At 62.3% G+C, this 17,885-nt stretch carries 17 protein-coding genes and 1 riboswitch; of the genes, 13 read left to right on the top strand and 4 right to left on the bottom strand.

What is annotated here, in order from left to right:
* Positions 1–5 precede the first annotated feature (5 nt).
* Both SOR61_RS07895 and SOR61_RS07890 read right to left on the bottom strand, forming a co-directional pair.
* Positions 6–1,724, bottom strand: coding sequence for a [FeFe] hydrogenase, group A (locus tag SOR61_RS07895; RefSeq protein WP_320612122.1), 1,719 nt, complete (start codon positions 1,722–1,724; stop codon positions 6–8).
* Positions 1,718–3,547, bottom strand: a complete 1,830-nt coding sequence (locus SOR61_RS07890) for an NAD(P)-binding protein (protein ID WP_320612121.1) — start codon at positions 3,545–3,547, stop codon at positions 1,718–1,720. The genes SOR61_RS07895 and SOR61_RS07890 overlap by 7 nt, the downstream gene beginning before the upstream one ends.
* Before the next feature lie 328 nt (positions 3,548–3,875).
* Between SOR61_RS07890 and SOR61_RS07885 the strand changes: the two genes are divergently transcribed.
* From SOR61_RS07885 to SOR61_RS07865, 5 genes are all read left to right on the top strand, one after another.
* Positions 3,876–5,159, top strand: a complete 1,284-nt coding sequence (locus SOR61_RS07885) for a PLP-dependent transferase (protein WP_320612120.1) — start codon at positions 3,876–3,878, stop codon at positions 5,157–5,159.
* Between the two features lie 19 nt (positions 5,160–5,178).
* Positions 5,179–5,646, top strand: coding sequence for an EamA family transporter (locus SOR61_RS07880; protein ID WP_320612119.1), 468 nt, complete (start codon positions 5,179–5,181; stop codon positions 5,644–5,646).
* On the top strand, positions 5,643–5,810 hold the full coding sequence (locus tag SOR61_RS07875; protein WP_320612118.1) for a hypothetical protein: 168 nt from the start codon (positions 5,643–5,645) through the stop codon (positions 5,808–5,810). The genes SOR61_RS07880 and SOR61_RS07875 overlap by 4 nt, the downstream gene beginning before the upstream one ends.
* Before the next feature lie 11 nt (positions 5,811–5,821).
* Positions 5,822–6,484: an RluA family pseudouridine synthase gene (locus SOR61_RS07870; RefSeq protein WP_320612117.1), complete on the top strand. Its 663-nt coding sequence runs from the start codon at positions 5,822–5,824 to the stop codon at positions 6,482–6,484.
* A gap of 136 nt (positions 6,485–6,620) precedes the next feature.
* Positions 6,621–6,845: a DUF378 domain-containing protein gene (locus SOR61_RS07865; protein ID WP_320612116.1), complete on the top strand. Its 225-nt coding sequence runs from the start codon at positions 6,621–6,623 to the stop codon at positions 6,843–6,845.
* Positions 6,846–6,897: 52 nt separating this feature from the next.
* Here SOR61_RS07865 and SOR61_RS07860 read toward each other — a convergent pair whose 3' ends face one another.
* Together SOR61_RS07860 and SOR61_RS07855 are read right to left on the bottom strand one after the other, a co-directional pair.
* Positions 6,898–7,290: a cytidine deaminase gene (locus tag SOR61_RS07860; RefSeq protein ID WP_320612115.1), complete on the bottom strand. Its 393-nt coding sequence runs from the start codon at positions 7,288–7,290 to the stop codon at positions 6,898–6,900.
* A 12-nt stretch (positions 7,291–7,302) separates the two neighbouring features.
* Positions 7,303–8,172 carry a hypothetical protein gene (locus tag SOR61_RS07855; RefSeq protein WP_320612114.1) on the bottom strand — a complete coding sequence of 290 codons (870 nt, stop codon included), beginning with the start codon at positions 8,170–8,172 and terminating at the stop codon, positions 7,303–7,305.
* A 208-nt stretch (positions 8,173–8,380) separates the two neighbouring features.
* Positions 8,381–8,470: riboswitch (SAM riboswitch) on the top strand.
* A gap of 139 nt (positions 8,471–8,609) precedes the next feature.
* Here SOR61_RS07855 and SOR61_RS07850 point away from each other — a divergent pair.
* From SOR61_RS07850 to SOR61_RS07820, 8 genes are all read left to right on the top strand, one after another.
* Positions 8,610–9,857: an adenosylhomocysteinase gene (locus tag SOR61_RS07850; protein WP_320612113.1), complete on the top strand. Its 1,248-nt coding sequence runs from the start codon at positions 8,610–8,612 to the stop codon at positions 9,855–9,857.
* A gap of 68 nt (positions 9,858–9,925) precedes the next feature.
* On the top strand, positions 9,926–11,107 hold the full coding sequence (gene metK / locus SOR61_RS07845; protein ID WP_320612112.1) for a methionine adenosyltransferase: 1,182 nt from the start codon (positions 9,926–9,928) through the stop codon (positions 11,105–11,107).
* 18 nt (positions 11,108–11,125) lie between these two features.
* Positions 11,126–12,148: a glycosyltransferase gene (locus tag SOR61_RS07840; protein ID WP_320612111.1), complete on the top strand. Its 1,023-nt coding sequence runs from the start codon at positions 11,126–11,128 to the stop codon at positions 12,146–12,148.
* Between the two features lie 46 nt (positions 12,149–12,194).
* Positions 12,195–13,766, top strand: a complete 1,572-nt coding sequence (locus SOR61_RS07835; protein ID WP_320612110.1) for an O-antigen ligase family protein — start codon at positions 12,195–12,197, stop codon at positions 13,764–13,766.
* Between the two features lie 32 nt (positions 13,767–13,798).
* Complete coding sequence (locus SOR61_RS07830) at positions 13,799–14,419, top strand: methylenetetrahydrofolate reductase (RefSeq protein WP_407066523.1); 621 nt, start codon at positions 13,799–13,801, stop codon at positions 14,417–14,419.
* On the top strand, positions 14,326–14,670 hold the full coding sequence (locus SOR61_RS10275; RefSeq protein WP_407066522.1) for a methylenetetrahydrofolate reductase: 345 nt from the start codon (positions 14,326–14,328) through the stop codon (positions 14,668–14,670). The genes SOR61_RS07830 and SOR61_RS10275 overlap by 94 nt, the downstream gene beginning before the upstream one ends.
* A complete protein-coding gene (locus SOR61_RS07825) occupies positions 14,667–15,323 on the top strand; it encodes a Vitamin B12 dependent methionine synthase activation subunit (RefSeq protein WP_320612109.1) in 657 nt (218 codons plus the stop codon). Before SOR61_RS10275 ends, SOR61_RS07825 begins: the two co-directional genes overlap by 4 nt.
* Positions 15,320–17,704: a homocysteine S-methyltransferase family protein gene (locus tag SOR61_RS07820; RefSeq protein ID WP_320612108.1), complete on the top strand. Its 2,385-nt coding sequence runs from the start codon at positions 15,320–15,322 to the stop codon at positions 17,702–17,704. The genes SOR61_RS07825 and SOR61_RS07820 overlap by 4 nt, the downstream gene beginning before the upstream one ends.
* Positions 17,705–17,885: the final 181 nt, after the last annotated feature.

Genomic DNA, 17,885 nt, shown 5'->3' with positions numbered 1-17,885 from the left:
TAAAGTTATAAAGTCCAGTCTTTCTGCTTGGTGTGCAGGAGGTGATGGGCGGTGGTAGAGAGGGGGGCGTCCAGATACTCCTGGTACAGGGCCAGTACGGCGGGATTCTCGTGGGAGAACCGGATGGCGCTGTCTGCGTCCAGCTGATAGAGCTGCTGGATGCGCTCCTGGGTCAGGTCGATGCCGTCGTGGATGGGCTGGCCGCCGCCGCCGGAGCAGCCGCCGGGGCAGGCCATGACTTCCACGAAGTCATAGTGGACCTGACCGGCCAGCAGGGCTTCGATGAGCGCCCGGGCGTTGGAGAGACCGGAGACCACCGCCAGGCGCAGGGGGGTGTCCTGGATGGTGAAGGTGCGCTCCCGCCAGGGGGTCTTGCCCCGGATCTCCTGGAAGGCGTCTGCCGGGGGATTGGAGCCGGTGAGCTTCCAGTAGGCCGTGCGCAGGGCGGCTTCCATGACGCCGCCGGTGGCGCCGAAGATGACGCCTGCGCCGGAGCCCCGGCCCAGAGGAGAATCGAACGCCTCTTCGGGGAGGGCGGCAGCGTTGATCTGCATGGCCCGGAGCATCCGGTCCAGCTCCCGGGAGGTGAGGACCACGTCCACATCCTGGGCGGCGGCGTCGTTCACCTCGGGGACACTGCACTCATATTTCTTGGCGATACAGGGCATGACGGAGACGCAGAAGATGTCTTCGGGGTTCTTGCCCAGTTTCTTTGCGTAGTAGGTCTTGGCCACTGCGCCGAACATCTGCTGGGGACTCTTGGCGGAGGAGAGGTTCCCGGCCAGCTGGGGATACTCTGCCAGCAGGAAGCGGACCCAGCCGGGACAGCAGGAGGTGAAGAGGGGCATCCGGTGGTTGTCCCCGCTGCTCAGCCGCTCCAGCAGCTCGCTGCCCTCCTCCATGATGGTGAGGTCGGCGGAGAAGGTGGTGTCAAAGACGTGCTTCACACCCATGGCCCGGACCGCAGCGGCCAGCCGCTTTTCGGTGGCCTGCTCAGGGGTGAGGCCCAGGTCTTCACCCCAGGCCGCCCGGACCGCCGGAGCGATCTGGAAGACGACCTCCTTGTTGGGGTCGTTGAGGGCGGCAAAGACCCGCTCGGTGTCGTCCCGCTCCCGGAGGGCGCCCACAGGACAGTGGGCCACGCACTGGCCGCAGAAGGCGCAGCTGGCGGCGTTCATGGCCAGGCCGCCCCGGACACGGATGGTGGTATGGGCGCCGGAGCCGGTGACCTCCCAGACGCTCAGGGACTGCACCCGGTCGCACACGGAGACGCAGCGCAGGCACTTGATGCACTTGGAGCTGTCCCGGAGAATGGGGAGGGCGTTGTCCCAGGGACGCTCGGAAGCGGCCTTGGTAAAGGGAACGTGCTGGATGTTCATATCCTTGGAGAGTTTCTGCAGGGAGCAGTTGCCGCTGCGGACACAGGTGACGCAATGGTCCACGTGCTGGGAGAGAATGAGCTCTACGTTGGTTTTTCTTGTGATACGGACCCGCTCGGTGTTGGTGCGGACCACCATGCCCTCTTCCACCAGGGTGTTGCAGGCGGTGGCCAGCTTGTCCACCCCTTCCACCTCCACGGCGCAGACGCGGCAGGAGGCCACTTCGTTGATGTCCTTGAGGAAGCAGAGGGTGGGAATGTGGATGTTCAGCTGCTTGGCGGCGTCCAGGATGGTGGTGCCGTCGGCGACGGTGACGGTTTTGTTGTCGATGGTCAGGGTTACCATTTTACCACTCTCCCTCCTTTGAATCCGGCGTGGCCGTAGTGGTCGCAGCGCAGACAGCGGCTGCACTCCTGGGCCATCTCCTGCTCGGACATGCAGTTTTCCATGAGTTCGAAGTCGTTCTTCCGCCAGCTGGCCTCCCGCTCGGTGAGGTCGATGCGGCCGCAGGCGTTTTTCAGACGGAAGGGAGCGGGGGGGATCTCCAGGTTGGCAGAGATGTCAGTGTGGAAGCCCAGATACTCGTCGATGCTGGCGGCGGCCACCTTACCGGCCTCGATGGCCAGAATGACGGTGGCGGGGCCGGAGACGCAGTCGCCGCCGGAGAAGACACCCTCCAGGCCGGGGACACTGCCGTCGTCCATGGTGACGATGTTGCCGTGGTTCAGGGGGATGCCGATGGCTTCCAGGGGCTTGGAGTCCACCGCCTGGCCCACAGCCATGAGGACCACATCGCAGGGGATGCGCTCTTCCGGCTGGTTGGCGTTTCTGGGGGCGGGACGGCCGCCGCGCACCTCGCCGATCACCTGGGGCTGGACCACCAGGGCGGTGACCTGTCCGGCCTCGTTGGTCTCGATGCGGACGGGGGCCTTCAGGGGCAGGATCTCGCAGCCTTCGGCCATGGCGCCCTCGATCTCTTCCACCAGGGCAGTCATATCGGAGATCCTCCGGCGATAGACGCACTTGACCGACTCGGCGCCCAGACGGACGGCGGTCCGGGTGGCGTCCATGGCCACGTTGCCGCCGCCGACGACCACCACGTGCTTGCCGGTGAAGTCGGGCTTCACCGAGCGGATGGTGGTGTCCAGCATCTGGATGGCAGAGAGCACGCCCTCGGCGTTCTCCCCGGGGATACCCAGGGTCTTGTGGAGGGTGGCGCCGATGGCCAGGTAGACGCTGTCGTACTCGTCCCGGAGCTGGTCCAGGGAGATGTCCTTACCCACGGTGCAGTTGACCGTGGCTTCCACGCCGGTGGAGAGGATACATTCGATATCCCGGTCCAGATAGGAGCCGGGGAGACGGTAGCTGGGGATGCCGTAGCGGAGCATACCGCCCAGCTTGGGCTTTTTCTCGAAGACAGAGACCTTGTGGCCCATCAGGGAGAGGAAGTAAGCGGCAGTAAGGCCGGAGGGGCCGCCGCCGATGATGGCCACCTTTTTGCCGGAGGCGGGGGCGCAGGGGGGCGCGGGCACATCGCCGCTGTGGTCTACGGCGAAGCGCTTGATGCCGCGGATGTTCAGGGGTGCGTCCACGATGGAGCGGCGGCAGTGGCTCTCGCAGGGGTGCTCGCACACCAGACCGCAGACGGAGGGGAAGGGGTTGTCCTTCCGGATGAGCCGGATGGTGTCGTCATAGCGCTCTTCTCCCACCAGAGAGATGTAGCCGGGCACGTCCACGTGGGCGGGACAGAGCTCCACGCAGGGGACGCTCTTGAAGTTTGCCGTGCAGCTGCCCTGGGCCACGTGGGCCAGGTAGTCGTCGTGGAAGGCTACGTAACCGTCCAGGACCATCTGGGCGGCCTCGAAGCCAATGGCGCAGTCTGCGCTGTCCACGATGGCCTGGGCGGAGCGGAGGATGGTCTGCAGATCTTCTTCGCTGCCGTGTCCGTCCAGCAGCTGGTCCAGCAGGGCGGACAGCCGGTCCAGGCCGATGCGGCAGGGAACACACTTTCCGCAGCTCTGGGCCAGACAGAGCTTCAGGAAGGCGCTGGTGAGCTCAACGGGACAGTTCCCGCAGGGGGCGGCGGAGATGCGGCGCTCCATATCGGCGTAGAGGTCGTCCACCGTCCGCTGGGCATTTTCCCAAGGGGTGATACTAAGCCTGCTCAAAATTGATTCTCTCCCTTCTTTGCATGGGTCAATCGAAAATAAGAAATGACGGTCCTCCCGCCAGATGGAGAACCCATCGAAAACGGGAGCCGTGAATGGTTTAAAATTGACTGCATATGTTCTTTATCATAATAAAAAACGTCGAAAAATGCAATGAGAAATTTCAGGGATTTTCTGTGCAATCCAGGGAAAGAAGGGAAGCGGCCCACAATGGGGATTGACCAGAGGGAGAAAAAAGAAGTATAATGTTCCATCTTGTATGGGGCGGCGGATATCTGCTTCCCGGAAAGAAGTTTAGTCAGAACAAACCAAAGGAGGACAGTAGGTTATGAGCAACTATCAGAAGGGAACGGATTGTCTCCACGCCGGGTATGTGCCGGAGAGCGGAGAACCCAGAAACATTCCCATTGTACAGAGCACCACCTTCCGTTATGGCAGCAGCGAGGCGATGGGCGCCTTGTTTGACCTGGAAGCAGAAGGGTATTTCTACACCCGCTTGCAGAACCCCACCTCGGATCGGGTGGCGGCGAAGATCTGCGCTCTGGAAGGCGGCACAGCAGCCATGCTGACCTCCTCCGGCCAGGCCGCCAATTTCTTTGCGGTCTTTAACATCTGCTCCGCAGGGGACCACGTGGTGGCTTCTTCTGCTATTTACGGCGGCACCTTCAACCTGTTTTCCGTCACTATGAAGCGGATGGGCATTGAGTTCACCTTCGTGAGCCCCGAGTGCACCGACGAGGAGCTGGAGGCCGCCTTCCGTCCCAACACCAAGGCTGTGTTCGGCGAGACCATCGCCAACCCCGCCCTTATCGTGCTGGACATCGAGCGCTTTGCCAAGGCAGCCCACGACCACGGGGTGCCCCTCATCATTGACAACACCTTTGCCACCCCGGTGGGATGCCGTCCCTTCCAGTGGGGGGCAGACATCGTCACCCACTCCACCACCAAGTATATGGACGGCCACGCCAACTGCGTGGGCGGCGCCATTGTGGACAGCGGCAACTTCGACTGGACCCGGCACGCCGAAAAGTACCCCGGCCTGTGCACCCCCGATGAGAGCTATCACGGCCTGGTGTATACCGAGCGGTTTGGCCTGGGCGGCGCTTATATCACCAAGGCGGTGGTGCAGCTCATGCGTGACTTCGGCGCAAGCCCTGCGCCCATGAACGCCTATCTGCTGAACGTGGGTCTGGAGACCCTCCATCTGCGGATGCCCCGCCACCGCTCCAACGGTCTGAAGGTGGCTCAGTTTGCCAAGAACCATCCCAAGATCGCCTGGGTGAACTACCCCGATCTGGAAGGAGACAAGTACTACGACCTGGCCAAAAAGTATATGCCCGAGGGCACCTGCGGCGTGGTGACCTTTGGCGTCAAGGGCGGCCGTGCCGCAGCCGAGACCTTCATGGCCGGGCTGAAGCTGGCTTCCATCGCCACCCACGTGGCAGATGCCAAGACCTGCGTGCTCCATCCCGCCTCCTCCACCCACCGGCAGCTGTCTGACGCAGAGCTGGAGGCCGCCGGCGTGTCTCCCGACCTGATCCGCCTGTCTGTGGGTATTGAGGACCCGGAGGACATCATCGCCGACCTGGCCCAGGCGCTGGATCAGGTCTAAGCAGAAAGGGGCGGCGCAGGTGCAGGAGAAAAAAGGGCTGGCCCTGATCTTCGGGGCGGCGCTGCTGTTCGCCAAAGGAACCAAACACCCCCTGCGTCTCACGCCGGGGGTGTTTGCAGGTGCGTGCTTTATGTGCGCCACCACCACCTTTTATACCATGGCCAACAAGCTGACCACGGCGGCCAATGCGATCCTGCTCCAGTTCACCGCGCCGGCGTTCGTGATCCTTTTCCTGTGGCTGTTTTTCCGGGAAACGCCAAAAAGGCTGGATGTGGTGACCTGCCTGCTGGTCTTTGGAGGAATCGCCTGCTTCTTTTTGGACAGCCTGAATACAGGTACTTTTTTGGGAAACGCATTGGCGGTTTTGTCCGGCGTAGGCTATGCCGGGGTGTTTATGCTCAATAAGCTGCCCGGCGGGGATCCGCTGTTTTCTGCTTTATTGGGCCAGGCCATGGGCGCAGTGATCGGATTACCCATGCCCTGGTGACCGGCATCGAGCCAGTACTTAACCCTCTGCTGGTGGCGTTGGTGCTGGGGGAGACCATCACCGGTCTGTCCATCGTAGGAGGCGTTGTGGTCTTTGTCAGTGTCATGGCCTATAACGTGCTGTCCACAAGAAAGGCCCGGGTAGAAGCCGGAGCCCAATCATAAGGAAGAGAACTATGCTTACCATTGTTTATCAGGATGATTCCATCGTTGTTTGCGTCAAACCCTTCCGGGTGCTGTCCACGGACGAGCCGGGCGGAATGCCCGACCTGATCCGGGAGGCCATCGGCCAGCCCCACGCCAAGGTGCGGGCGGTCCACCGGCTGGACCAGGTGGTGGGCGGCCTTATGGTCTATGGCCTCACGGGGCCTGCGGCCTCGGACCTCTCCCGTCAGATCCGGGAGGATACCTTTGCCAAGGAGTACCAGGCGGTGGTCCACTGGCGGCCCCAGTACGACGAGGGCACCTTCATCGACCTGCTGGGCCGGAACGAAAAGACCCGGAAGACCTACGTAGCCAAACTCCCCGGGAAGGGGATTCAGCAGGCCATCCTCCATTATCGTCTGCTGGACAACACCCAGGGATTTTCTCTGGTAGAGATCCGGCTGGAGACCGGCCGGACCCATCAGATCCGGGCGCAGTTTTCATCCCGGGGGATGCCCCTGGCCGGGGACCGGAAGTACAGCAAGTACCCCGACCCCAAAGAGTGGCAGATCGCCCTGTGGTCCAGCCGGCTGGCCTTTACCCATCCTGAGACCGGCGAGCCTATGGAGTTTCGTCTGTCCCCGCCGGAGACCGAGCCCTGGACCCTGTTTTCCAAGCAAGAGAAAACCGACTGAGGGAGGCAAAGATTTCCGGGGGTTTCCTGCTGCCTCTCTGCACATACTACCTTCCGGAGACCGGAAAGGGGCGCAGCCTCTTGCCGGGCTTCGAAAATCCAACGAACCGCGTCCCTGCGGTTCCAGGAGGTTTCCAATGAAGGTAATGGACAGAATCGCCCTGGCGCTCATCGTCATCGGCGGCCTGAACTGGGGCAGTATCGGGATTTTCGGCCTGGACATCGTGGCGGCCCTCTTTGGCGGCTCTGCCAGCGGTGTCAGCCGTCTGGTGTATATCCTCATCTGCCTGGCAGCCATCTGGTGTATCACCCTCTTCTTCCGGGAGGACCATGTGGAGCGCCGGGTCCAGGGTAACGCTTGATCAGCAAAAAAGAAAACCAGTCTCCGCCAATTGGTTGGCGGAGACTGGTTTTTTAGTCCAGAGAACTGGGGCCGAAGCCGTGGGGCAGCAGCTGGCGGAGGGGATACTTCACAAAGGCGTGATCCTTCCGGGCTACCAGCACTTCCAGGTCGGGTGCAAACTCATACAGCATCTGCCGGCAGGAGCCGCAGGGCCAGCAGTAGTCGGCGCTGTTGCCCACCACGGCCAGGCGGCGGAAGGCGCGGCAGCCTTCGCTGACCGCTTTCACCAGAGCGGTGCGCTCGGCACAGATACAGGAGCCGTAGGCAGCGTTTTCCACGTTGCAGCCGGTGTAGATGGTACCGTCTTCCCCCTCCAGGGCGGCGCCCACGGGAAAGTGAGAGTAGGGAACGTAAGCTTTCTCCAGCATGGAGAAGGCCAGCTCCACCAGGGCTTGGTCGGTCATACAGGAGCCTCCTTACTGGATATGAATGTGGCTGTTGATATGGTCGGCGCAGTAGCAGTAGTAGCCGTTGCACCGGGAGCAGTAGCGGAACTCCATCTGGGGGTCGGAGACGTCGGTCTTGCCGCAGACGGCGCACTTGTGCAGATAGGCCTGCTTGGTCTGGGTCTTGGCGTCGTGGAAGTTGACCACTTTGGGGCCGCTCTGCCGTTTGGACTGCTGTGCCCCGGCCCGGAACTGGGCTTTCCGCTTCCAGTAAGAGAGCTGAGAGCCAATGCCAGAGGCAAAGAAGAGCAGATAGTTGAGTACGGCCACGATGGGGATAAGAGCCAGAAGGAAGTGACCAGCCAGCAGATACCGAATCACTGCGATGGCAAAGTAGGCGCCGTCGATCCAGGCCAGCCACTTGGCCTTCACGGGGATGATGAAGAAGAGGAGGAGCTGAAGGTCGGGGTAGAGGGTGGCGAAGGCAAAGAACATGGACATGTTCACATAGAACATAGAGGTGTAGCCCACCACGAATCCGATCAGGATATTAAGAAGGACGCCGAACCCATAGAAAATGGTGAACTTGCTGGAGCCCCATTCCCGTTCCAGGGCGTTGCCGATAAAGTAGTAGCAATAGAGGGTGAGAGCAAAGAAAAGGATATACCGGCTGGAGTAGGGAACAAAGACAAAGGTGATGAGCCGCCAGACCTGTCCGCTGAGGATGGCGTTGGCATTGAAGCTGAGAAGGCTGGAGGCAATGGGTACATTGCCCAAGCTGAACATATCCAGGAGATAGACCAGGACATTCCCGATGACGATGTAACGCATGAGACCGGGGATGCTCAGACGGGGGTGTTTGTAGCAGAAGCGATCCAGCCACTGTTGCAGGGCATGCAAAGAAACGACCTCCTTCATAGGGTTGAGTAAAGAATTACACAGTATTATACCCGTTTTCCAGGGGGAAGTCTACAATAATCTGTGAACATTCCAGGCGGACTCCAAAAAGTTTCGGGGGAAAGGGGGGAAAAGGGCTTGCGTTTTTGACGAAGAGGGCGTATAATCCTTGTACTGTTTTGAAACGGTTCCGCGTAAAGTGAATAGGAGCGCATTATCGAGAGTGGGCGAGAGAGTTAGCTCCATGACCCCACACCAACCTGCCCGGGCGGCAAGGTGGTTCGGCTAACAGCGATAAGGAGGCGCCGCGGTTTGCGACAAGGCTTCCTGTGGGGAGCCTTTTTTCTTTGCAGATCCATAGAAATGGCACGGTGCGTATGGACCGTTTATCCCCCTGCGGAAAGCAGGCGGTAGTTTCAGAAAGAATGAGGAACAAAACCATGAGTATTGTGAAAGATATGTCCCTGGCTCCCGCCGGGAGACGGAAGATCCAGTGGGTACGGGACTTTATGCCCGCCCTGTCCCAGATCGAAGCCCGGTTTGAGAAGGAGCAGCCCTTCAAGGGCCTGCGGGTGGCGGTGTCGGTCCATCTGGAGGCCAAAACCGCCAACCTGGGGTATGTCCTGTCCAGAGGCGGGGCCCAGGTCTACCTGACCGGTTCCAACCCCCTGTCCACCCAGGACGACGTGGCCGCAGGCCTGGCCTCCATGGGGGTAGAGACCTTCGGCATCCACGGCGCCAGCGCCCAGGAGTATGAGGAGCACCTGATGGAGACCCTGAAGTGCCACCCCCATATCGTCATTGACGACGGCGGGGACCTGATCGACCTGCTGGGGGGCAAGTGCAAGGAGTATGCAGACTGCCTCATCGGCGGCTGCGAAGAGACCACCACGGGCATTCTCCGGCTGAAGGCCCGGGAGAAGGAGGGCATCCTGCCCTGCCCCATGATGGCGGTGAACGACGCCAAGGCCAAGCACTACTATGATAATAAGTACGGCACCGGCCAGTCCGCCTGGGACGGCATCATGTACACCACCAACCTGGTGGTGGCAGGCAAGACCGTGGTAGTGGCTGGATACGGCTGGTGCGGCAAGGGCGTGGCCATGCGGGCGGCCGGTATGGGCGCCAACGTGATCGTCACAGAGATCGACCCCTTCAAGGCCCTGGACGCCACCATGAACGGGTTCCGGGTGATGCCCATGGACGAAGCTGCCCCTCTGGGGGATGTGTTCGTCACCGTGACCGGCTGCAAGGACGTCATTGTAGGCCGTCACTTTGAAAAGATGAAGAACAACGCCCTGCTGGCCAACGCCGGTCACTTTGACTGCGAGGTGGCTGTGGCAGAGCTGCAGGCCATGGCCAAGGAGAGCGCGCTGCGCCGGGATAATATTGTGGGCTACACCCTGCCCGACGGCCGCACCCTGAACGTGCTGGCCGAGGGACGGCTGGTGAACCTGGCTGCCGGCAATGGCCACCCGGCGGAGATCATGGATATGTCCTTTGCGGTCCAGGCTCTGGCCGCAGAGTGGCTGACCAAGCAGACCGGCCTGGAGAAGAAGGTCTATGCCATCCCCGAGAGCATTGACGACGAGATCGGCCGGGCCAAGCTGGCCGCCCTGAGGCTGGCCATTGACACCCTCACCCCGGACCAGGAGGCCTACCTGAACAGCTGGTCCACCGAGGGCTGAGCGTACCTTGCTTACACCATCTCGACATGATGGAAAGATAGAATTGATCGAAGGAGGAATTACACACCATGAGCCACAGATTTTTTACCTCTGAGTCCGTTACTGAAGGACATCCCGATAAGATCTGCGACCAGATCTCTGACGCCGTTCTGGACGCCATTCTGGAGAAAGATCCCCTGGGCCGCGTCGCCTGCGAAACCACCGCATCCACCGGCCTCATCCACATTATGGGGGAGATCAGCACCCACTGCTACGTGGATATTCCCAAGATCGCCCGGAGAGTGATCCGGGAGATCGGCTATGACCGGGCCAAGTACGGCTTTGACTGCGACACCTGCGGCATCATCACCAACATTGATGAGCAGAGCGCAGACATCGCCATGGGCGTGGACCAGTCTCTGGAAGCCAAGGAAGGCGGCGACAGCGCCCTGGACAACGGCGCCGGAGACCAGGGCATGATGTTCGGTTATGCCTGCGACGAGACCCCGGAGCTCATGCCCCTGGCCATTTCCATGGCCCATAAGATGGCAAAGCGCCTGACCCAGGTGCGGAAGGACGGCACCGTTTCCTATCTGCGTCCCGACGGCAAGACCCAGGTTACCGTAGAGTACGACGAGCAGAACCAGCCTGTCCGGGTGGACACGGTGGTCCTCTCCACCCAGCACAGCCCTGATGTGTCTCTGGAGCAGATCCGCAAGGATATGATCGAACTGGTCATCAAGCCCACCGTGCCCCAGAATCTCATGGATGAGAACACCAAGATCTACGTGAACCCCACCGGCCGGTTTGTCATCGGCGGCCCTCAGGGTGACACCGGCCTCACCGGACGGAAGATCATTGTGGATACGTACGGCGGTTCCGCTCCCCACGGCGGCGGCGCTTTCTCCGGCAAGGACCCCACCAAGGTGGACCGTTCTGCTGCTTACGCTGCCCGCTGGGTGGCAAAGACCGTGGTGGCTGCCGGCCTTGCCAAGCGGTGCCAGATCCAGCTGGCTTACGCCATCGGCGTTGCCCAGCCCGTTTCCATCCTGGTAGAGACCTTCGGCACCGGGACCGTGTCCGACGAGACCCTGGAAAAGGCCGTGCGCAAGACCTTCGACCTGCGGCCCACAGCCATCATTCGTGACCTGGACCTGCAGAAGCCCATCTATCGGAACCTGGCTGCCTACGGCCACATGGGCCGGGAGGATCTGGGCGTCCTCTGGGAGAAGACCGACCGGGCAGAGCAGCTGAAGGCTGCCTGCCAGTGAGCCGGGAAAGGAGCAAAAATGCCGGAGATATCGGTCATTGTCCCGGTGTACCGGGCCGAGGCCTTTCTGCGTAAGTGTACCGAGTCCATCCTCAGCCAGACCTTTTCCGACCTGGAACTGCTGCTGGTGGAGGATGGTTCCCCGGACGGCAGCGGCGCCCTGTGCGACCAGATCGCCCGGGAGGACAGCCGCGTCCGGGTGTTCCATAAGGAAAACGGCGGGGTGAGCTCTGCCCGGAACCTGGGCATGGCCCAGGCCCGGGGGACCTACCTGGCCTTTGCCGACGCGGACGACTGGCTCCCGCCGGACGCCATGGAGCTGCTGCACGCCGCCCTGACCCGAGAGGGGGCGGACAGTGCCGGCGGCTCCCACCGGAAGGTGGAGATGGACGGCCGCAGCCTGGTAGAGGCCGGCGCCATGCCCAAAGGGGTCTATGGCCCGGAGGCCATCCGCCGGGGGATCGTTGACCGCCTGCTGGGGGAGCGCCTGGGCCAGCCGGGCCAGGTGCTCAACGGCTTTGTGTGGCGCTTCCTCTTCTCCCGGGAACTGATCCAGACCCATGGCCTGACCTTTTCCGGGGCCTATCTGGAGGACGAGCTCTTCCTGCTGGAGTACTTCTGCTGCGCGCAGAAACTGGTCATGGTGGATGAATCCGTGTATTATTACCTTCAGAATCCCGTTTCGGTGACCCGGCGGTACCTGCCGGATTATCTGGACACCTTCCGTCAGTTCATGGAGGCCAAGGAGAAAGTGGCCGCCCGCTATGGCCTGGGAGAGAACCTGCCTTTGTGGCGGGAAAACTCCAACTGGTCGGGGCTTCTCATCGCCATCGGCAACGAGTTCGCCGCCAGCAACCCTGCCTCTATGAGAGAGAAACGCCGGAGGGTGCAGGAGATCTGCGCCCGGCCGGAGATGGCGGCGGCCATTCGGGCCATCCATCCCCAGGGGATGGGCCGCAACAAACAGATGGTGGCCAACCTGGTGCGCAGAAAGCAGTTCCGGCTGCTGGCCCTGCTGTACCGGATGAAAAACCGGGGATGATCCCCGGCCATTCCCCAACCAAAGACCACGAAAGGAGTGACTGCCTGTGGAAGTTGTGCAAAGCAGCGTCCTCTGCCGTCTGCTGGCGCCCTTATGGCTCTGGCTCCGGGCGCGGTATGAATACAGCCTTCTGGTGGCCCGTGTCCTGCGGGGCATCGCCGCGGGGTGGAGCCGGGCCTGCTCCGGCAGCGGGCTGATCCAGTTCCTCACCCGGGAGGGGGTCCTCTCCCGCGCCTGGAAGGACAGCGGGCTCTGCCGCCTGCTCATGTTCCTCATCAATCTCCCTACCCGTCTGCTGCAACTGCTCTATGACCGGTTCCAGGCGGTGTTTGAAAACAGTTTCTTTGCCCAGCTGGCCTTCTCTGCTGTGGAGCAGACCCCCATTGCCGTGGCCTGGCTCATGCTGGCGGTGATGGTGATCCCCTACGAGCAGTGGAACAACGCCTATGGCCTCATGGGCTTTGTAGCCTGCGCCGTGCTGGCAGTCTTTGCCGGAATGCGGAAAAAGGACTATCGGCTGGATCTGGTCGCTGTGGGCCCCTGGCTGGTGGCCTTTGCGGCCATGGTCACGGTGTCCTGGCCTCTGTCGGCCTATCCCTCCCAGTCTTTGCGCTTCCTGTTCTACCATGTGGCCTGTATGCTGTGCGTGCTGGTGATCGTGAGCACCGTGGAGCACCGGGATCAGCTCATGCGCCTCATGACCTGGGCGACAGGCGCCCTCATCGTTATGTCCGCTGCGGGTATTTTCCAGCGGATCCAGGGCATTGAGGTGAACCTGGCCTACATTGACGAAGACCTGAACGAAGGTATGCCCGGCCGTGTGTACGCCTTCTATGAAAACCCCAACGCCTTTGCCGAAGTGCTGCTGATGCTCATCCCCATTGCGGTGGTGCTGCTCCTGTGCAGCCGGGGGTGGACCGGCCGGTTCGTGGGCCTTTTGGGCACGGTGACCGGCTGTATGGCCATGGCCATGACCTATTCCCGGGCCTGCTTTGTGGGCCTGGCCTTTGCGGCCTTCCTCTTTGTGGTGCTGTGGAAGCGCTGGCTCATCCCGGCGGCCATTCTGGTGGGCCTGGCAGGACTTGCCATGCTGCCGGATACGGTGTTCCACCGCATCCTAACGATATTCAATACCTCGGACTCGTCCACCATCAGCCGGTTCCCGCTGTACCGGGCGGCGGGAGAGCTGCTCCAGCAGCGTCCTGTCCTGGGGGCGGGCCTGGGGTCTGACGCGGTGCGCTCTGCCATCGCAGACCTGAACCTGTTCCACGGCAAGGACAAGTTCGTCCATTGCCATGATATCTACCTCCAGGTCTGGTGCGAGACCGGCCTGGTGGGCCTCCTTTCCTTTGTGGGCGGCATCTTCTGGACCTTCAAGCAGGGGGCCAGGGCGGTGGCCCGGGCCACGTGCAGTCCTCAGGTCCGGCTGGCCATCATCGGCGGGGTGTGCGGCGTTATGGGTACCATGGTCTGCGGCATTGCGGACTATCCCTGGAACTACCCCCGGGTGATGCTGATCTTCTGGTTCGTCTGCGCCATTGCCCTGGCGGGCATCCGCCTGGCAGCCAGAGAGACCGAGACCCGGGAAAACAACGCTTCCCTGGCTGACAGAGCCTGAATCTGTGGGCAAAGGGGAGAGGAGGAATCCCCATGCAATTAAAGAACTTATGGAAGGAAAAGGAGGTCACCCTCTCCTTTGAAGCCTTCCCACCCAAAAAAGACAGTGATTTTGCGTCGGTGCGTTCTGCGGTGGAAGAGATCGCCGCCTTAAAGCCCGACTTTATGAGCGTGACCTATGGCGCCGGAGGGGGCACCTCCCTCTTTACAGCGGAGATCGCCCGGACGGTACAGAACCACGGGGTCACTGCCCTGGCCCACCTGACCTGCGTCTCTTCCGACCGGGAGAAGATCCGGAAGGAGCTGGACCATCTGCGGGAAGCAGGGATCGAAAACGTCCTGGCGCTGCGGGGGGACTACCCGGAGGGGTATGACCCCGCCGCCCCCCGGGACTATCAGTACGCCCAGGACCTGGTGAAGGAGATCCAGGCCTATGGCGGCTTTTCCGTGGGGGCCGCCTGCTACCCGGAGGGACACGTGGAGTGCCCCAGCCAGGCAGAGGACCTGCGCCACCTGAAAGAAAAGGTGGACTGCGGGGTGGACTTTCTGGTGAGACCCAGATGTTTTTTGACAACAGCACCCTCTACAGCTTCCTGTACCGGTCCCAGCAGATGGGCATCACCGTGCCGGTGCTGGCGGGCATCATGCCGGTGACCAACGCGGCCCAGATGAAGCGCATCCTGGCTCTGTCGGGCACCACCCTGCCCAACCGGTTCCGCATGATCCTGGACAAGTTCCGGGACCGGCCGGACGCCATGAAGCAGGCGGGCATCGTGTATGCCGCCGAGCAGATCGTGGATCTGGTGGCCAACGGGGTGCGGGGCGTTCACGTGTACACCATGAACAAGCCTGATGTGGCGACAGGCTTGGCAGAAAATCTCTCCAAGGTGCTGGGCCGGGGATGAACCTGGACCGGCGGGAGATCGCCCGCTATCTTGGATATGGGAGTGCCCCTCTTCTGCCGGAGGTGGCGGCTCTGGCCGCCGCCTGCGAGGAGGCGCTCTTTGGGGCGGTAGCCCCCCGGATTCTGGGGCGGCGGCTGCCCCTTTCTTTCCTTCCGGGGGAGAGCCGGGACCTGTCCTTCCACCTTCGCCACTGCGTGGAAGGATACGTGTATGGGGTGACCCTGGGGGCGGAAGCCGACCGGCTCCTGCGGCGCTGGGCCGCCCTGGATATGGCCAAGGCGGCGGTGGGCCAGGCCTGCTGCGCGGTCTGGCTGGATGACCTGTGCGCGGACTACTGCCGGGACCTGGCCCGGACCCTGGAGCCGGGGGCCTACCTGACCCCGCCCTTCAGCCCGGGCTACGGGGACTGGAGCCTTTCGGTGCAGGGGGACCTGCTGACCCTGCTGGACGCCCCCCGGCGCATGGGTCTCACCCTCACAGAGGGTGGGATGCTGGTGCCGGAGAAGTCAGTGACGGCGGTGGTTGGGATCAGCGACCGGCCGGAAGAGGCCTGCGGGCAGAAATGTATGCGATGCAAAAAGAAAGACTGTGTCTTTCGGATGACAGACCCGTCGGAGACGGCGGGGAAAAGAGAGAGGGGAGAAACGGTATGAGACCATTGTTGGAAGCCATTCGAGAAAAGCGGCTGTACCTGGACGGAGGGTTTGGCAGTATGCTTCAGGCAGCGGGCCTGCCGGAAGGGATGCTGCCGGATATCTGGAACCTGAAAAATCCCCAGGCGGTGCAGCAGATCCATCAGGCTTACCTGGAGGCAGGCTGCCGCCTGCTCACCACCAACACCTTTGGCAGCAGCCGTCAGAAGCTTCTCCCCTACGGGGTGAGCCCGGCGGAGGTGGTGACCGCAGCGGTGCAGAACGTCCGGGCCGCCATGGAGGCGGCGGGGGTCACCGACGCCTATGTCTGCGGAGACATCGGCCCCACCGGCCGTTTGCTGAAACCCTACGGCGACCTGGACTTTGAGGAGGCGGTCTCCCTCTTTTCCGAGACCATCCGGGCAGCGGCCCGGGCGGGGGCGGATGCCATTCTCATCGAGACCATGAGCGATCTGTACGAAATGAAAGCAGCGGTGGTGGCAGCCAAGGAGAGCTGCGACCTGCCGGTGCTGGCCAGCCTGATTTTTGACGGCAGCGGAAAGCTCCTCACCGGCGGCTCCCCCCAGGGAGCCGTGGCCCTGCTGGAAGGTCTGGGCGTGGATGTCCTGGGCATCAACTGCGGTCTGGGCCCTAAGGAGATGGCCGGGGTCTTCCAGGCTATGTGGGAGGCATCCTCCACGCCGCTGCTCTTGCAGCCCAACGCGGGTCTGCCCCGCAGCGAGGGAGGCAAGGCGGTGTACGACGTAAGCCCCCAGGAGTATGCCCAGCAGATGGCCCCTCTGGCCCCCATGGCCACGGTGATGGGCGGGTGCTGCGGCACCACCCCTGCCCATCTGCAAGCCCTGATCGAGACCACCCGGGAGGTGCCCCTGCCGGAGGTGACCTGGAAGGATACCCTGCTGGTGACCTCCTATTGCCAGACCGTTTCCCTGGACGGGAAGGACCTGGTGATCATCGGGGAGCGCATCAACCCCACAGGCAAAAAGAAGTTGCAGGCGGCCCTTCGAGAGGGGGACACCGGTTATGTGCTGGGGGAAGCGTTGAAGCAGGAGGAGGCCGGCGCCCACATTCTGGACGTGAACGTAGGCCTGCCCGGGCTGGATGAACCGGCAGTACTCACCAAGACCATGGAGGCCATCCAGGAAGTGACCGGCCTGCCGCTGCAGCTGGACACATCCAATCCCAAGGCCATGGAAGTGGCCCTGCGCCGGTACAATGGCAAGCCCCTGGTGAACTCGGTGAACGGCAAAGAGGAAAGCCTGGAGGCCATCCTGCCCCTGGTGAAAAAGTACGGCGGCGGCCTGGTGTGCCTCACCCTGGACGACGACGGCATCCCCGGAGACGCTGAGGGCCGGGTGGCCATTGCCCGGAAGATCGTGGCCCGGGCAGAGGCCTTGGGTATTCCCCGGCGGGAGCTGCTGGTGGACGGACTCACCATGCCGGTGAGCGCCGGGGGCGAGAACGCCAACGTCACCCTGGAGACCCTGCGCCGGGTGAAAGAGGAGCTGGGGGTCAAGACCGCCCTGGGCGTCTCCAACGTCTCCTTTGGCCTGCCCAAGCGGGACCAGCTCAACGTGAGCTTTTTCACCATGGCCCTGCAGGCAGGGCTGGACGGTGCCATCATGAACCCCATGAGCGGGGGCATGATGGGCGCTTACCGGGCGTATCGGGCCCTGCGGGGGCTGGACAGCCAGTGCCAGGACTACATGGCGGCCTTCCAGGAGGAGGCGCAGGCTCCGGCGGCTGCGCCGGCGGCGGGAGAGACCCTCTCCTTACAGCAGAGCGTGTGCAAGGGCCTCAAGGAAGCAGCGGCCCACACCGCCCGGGATCTGGCGGAAGGCGGCCGGGACATCCTGGACATCATCAACGGCGAGTTGGTGCCCGCCCTGGACCAGGTGGGCAAAGGCTTTGAGCAGGGGACCCTGTTCCTGCTCCAGCTGCTTATGAGCGCGGAGGCCGCCAAGGCAGCCTTCCAGGTGCTGAAAGACTACCTTCCTGCCGGAGAGAGCACAGGAGAACCCCAGATCGTCCTGGCGACGGTGAAGGGGGACATCCACGACATCGGAAAAAATATCGTGAAGGTTCTGCTGGAGAGCTATCGGTTTCGGGTGCTGGACCTGGGCAAGGACGTGGCGCCCGAGACCATTGTGGAGACGGTGCGCCAACGGAAGATCCCGCTGGTGGGCTTGTCCGCCCTTATGACCACCACCGCCCCCTACATGGCAGAGACCATCCGCCAGCTGCGGGAGGCCGGGCTGCCCTGCAAGGTGGTGGTAGGCGGCGCAGTCATCACCCAGGACTACGCCGACAGCATCGGGGCCGACCGGTATGCCGCCGATGCCATGGAGTCGGTCCACTACGCACAGGAGATCTTCGGGTGATGCTCCGAACAGATGACACACAACAAGCGCCCCCTCTCTGCTGAACTGAACCAGTAAAAACGGACAATAGACAAAACGCCCCCTGATGTAGGAAAATGGAAGTACTACATCAGGGGGTATTATTATGGCGAGAAAATATGAAAAAGTAAAGGTACTTCTTCCTGTTGTCCAGCAACTGCAA

The sequence above is a fragment of the Evtepia sp. genome (assembly GCF_034090835.1).
GTDB lineage: Bacteria > Bacillota > Clostridia > Oscillospirales > Oscillospiraceae > Evtepia.
This window is presented reverse-complemented; position numbering and strand designations above follow the sequence as displayed.

Coding starts and splice junctions, on each gene's coding strand:
- SOR61_RS07895 (WP_320612122.1), bottom strand. CDS start 1,724: ATGGTAACCCTGACCATCGACAACAAAACCGTCACCGTCGCCGACGGC.
- SOR61_RS07885 (WP_320612120.1), top strand. CDS start 3,876: ATGAGCAACTATCAGAAGGGAACGGATTGTCTCCACGCCGGGTATGTG.
- SOR61_RS07870 (WP_320612117.1), top strand. CDS start 5,822: ATGCTTACCATTGTTTATCAGGATGATTCCATCGTTGTTTGCGTCAAA.
- SOR61_RS07865 (WP_320612116.1), top strand. CDS start 6,621: ATGAAGGTAATGGACAGAATCGCCCTGGCGCTCATCGTCATCGGCGGC.
- SOR61_RS07860 (WP_320612115.1), bottom strand. CDS start 7,290: ATGACCGACCAAGCCCTGGTGGAGCTGGCCTTCTCCATGCTGGAGAAA.
- SOR61_RS07850 (WP_320612113.1), top strand. CDS start 8,610: ATGAGTATTGTGAAAGATATGTCCCTGGCTCCCGCCGGGAGACGGAAG.
- metK (WP_320612112.1), top strand. CDS start 9,926: ATGAGCCACAGATTTTTTACCTCTGAGTCCGTTACTGAAGGACATCCC.
- SOR61_RS07840 (WP_320612111.1), top strand. CDS start 11,126: ATGCCGGAGATATCGGTCATTGTCCCGGTGTACCGGGCCGAGGCCTTT.
- SOR61_RS07830 (WP_407066523.1), top strand. CDS start 13,799: ATGCAATTAAAGAACTTATGGAAGGAAAAGGAGGTCACCCTCTCCTTT.
- SOR61_RS10275 (WP_407066522.1), top strand. CDS start 14,326: ATGTTTTTTGACAACAGCACCCTCTACAGCTTCCTGTACCGGTCCCAG.
- SOR61_RS07825 (WP_320612109.1), top strand. CDS start 14,667: ATGAACCTGGACCGGCGGGAGATCGCCCGCTATCTTGGATATGGGAGT.
- SOR61_RS07820 (WP_320612108.1), top strand. CDS start 15,320: ATGAGACCATTGTTGGAAGCCATTCGAGAAAAGCGGCTGTACCTGGAC.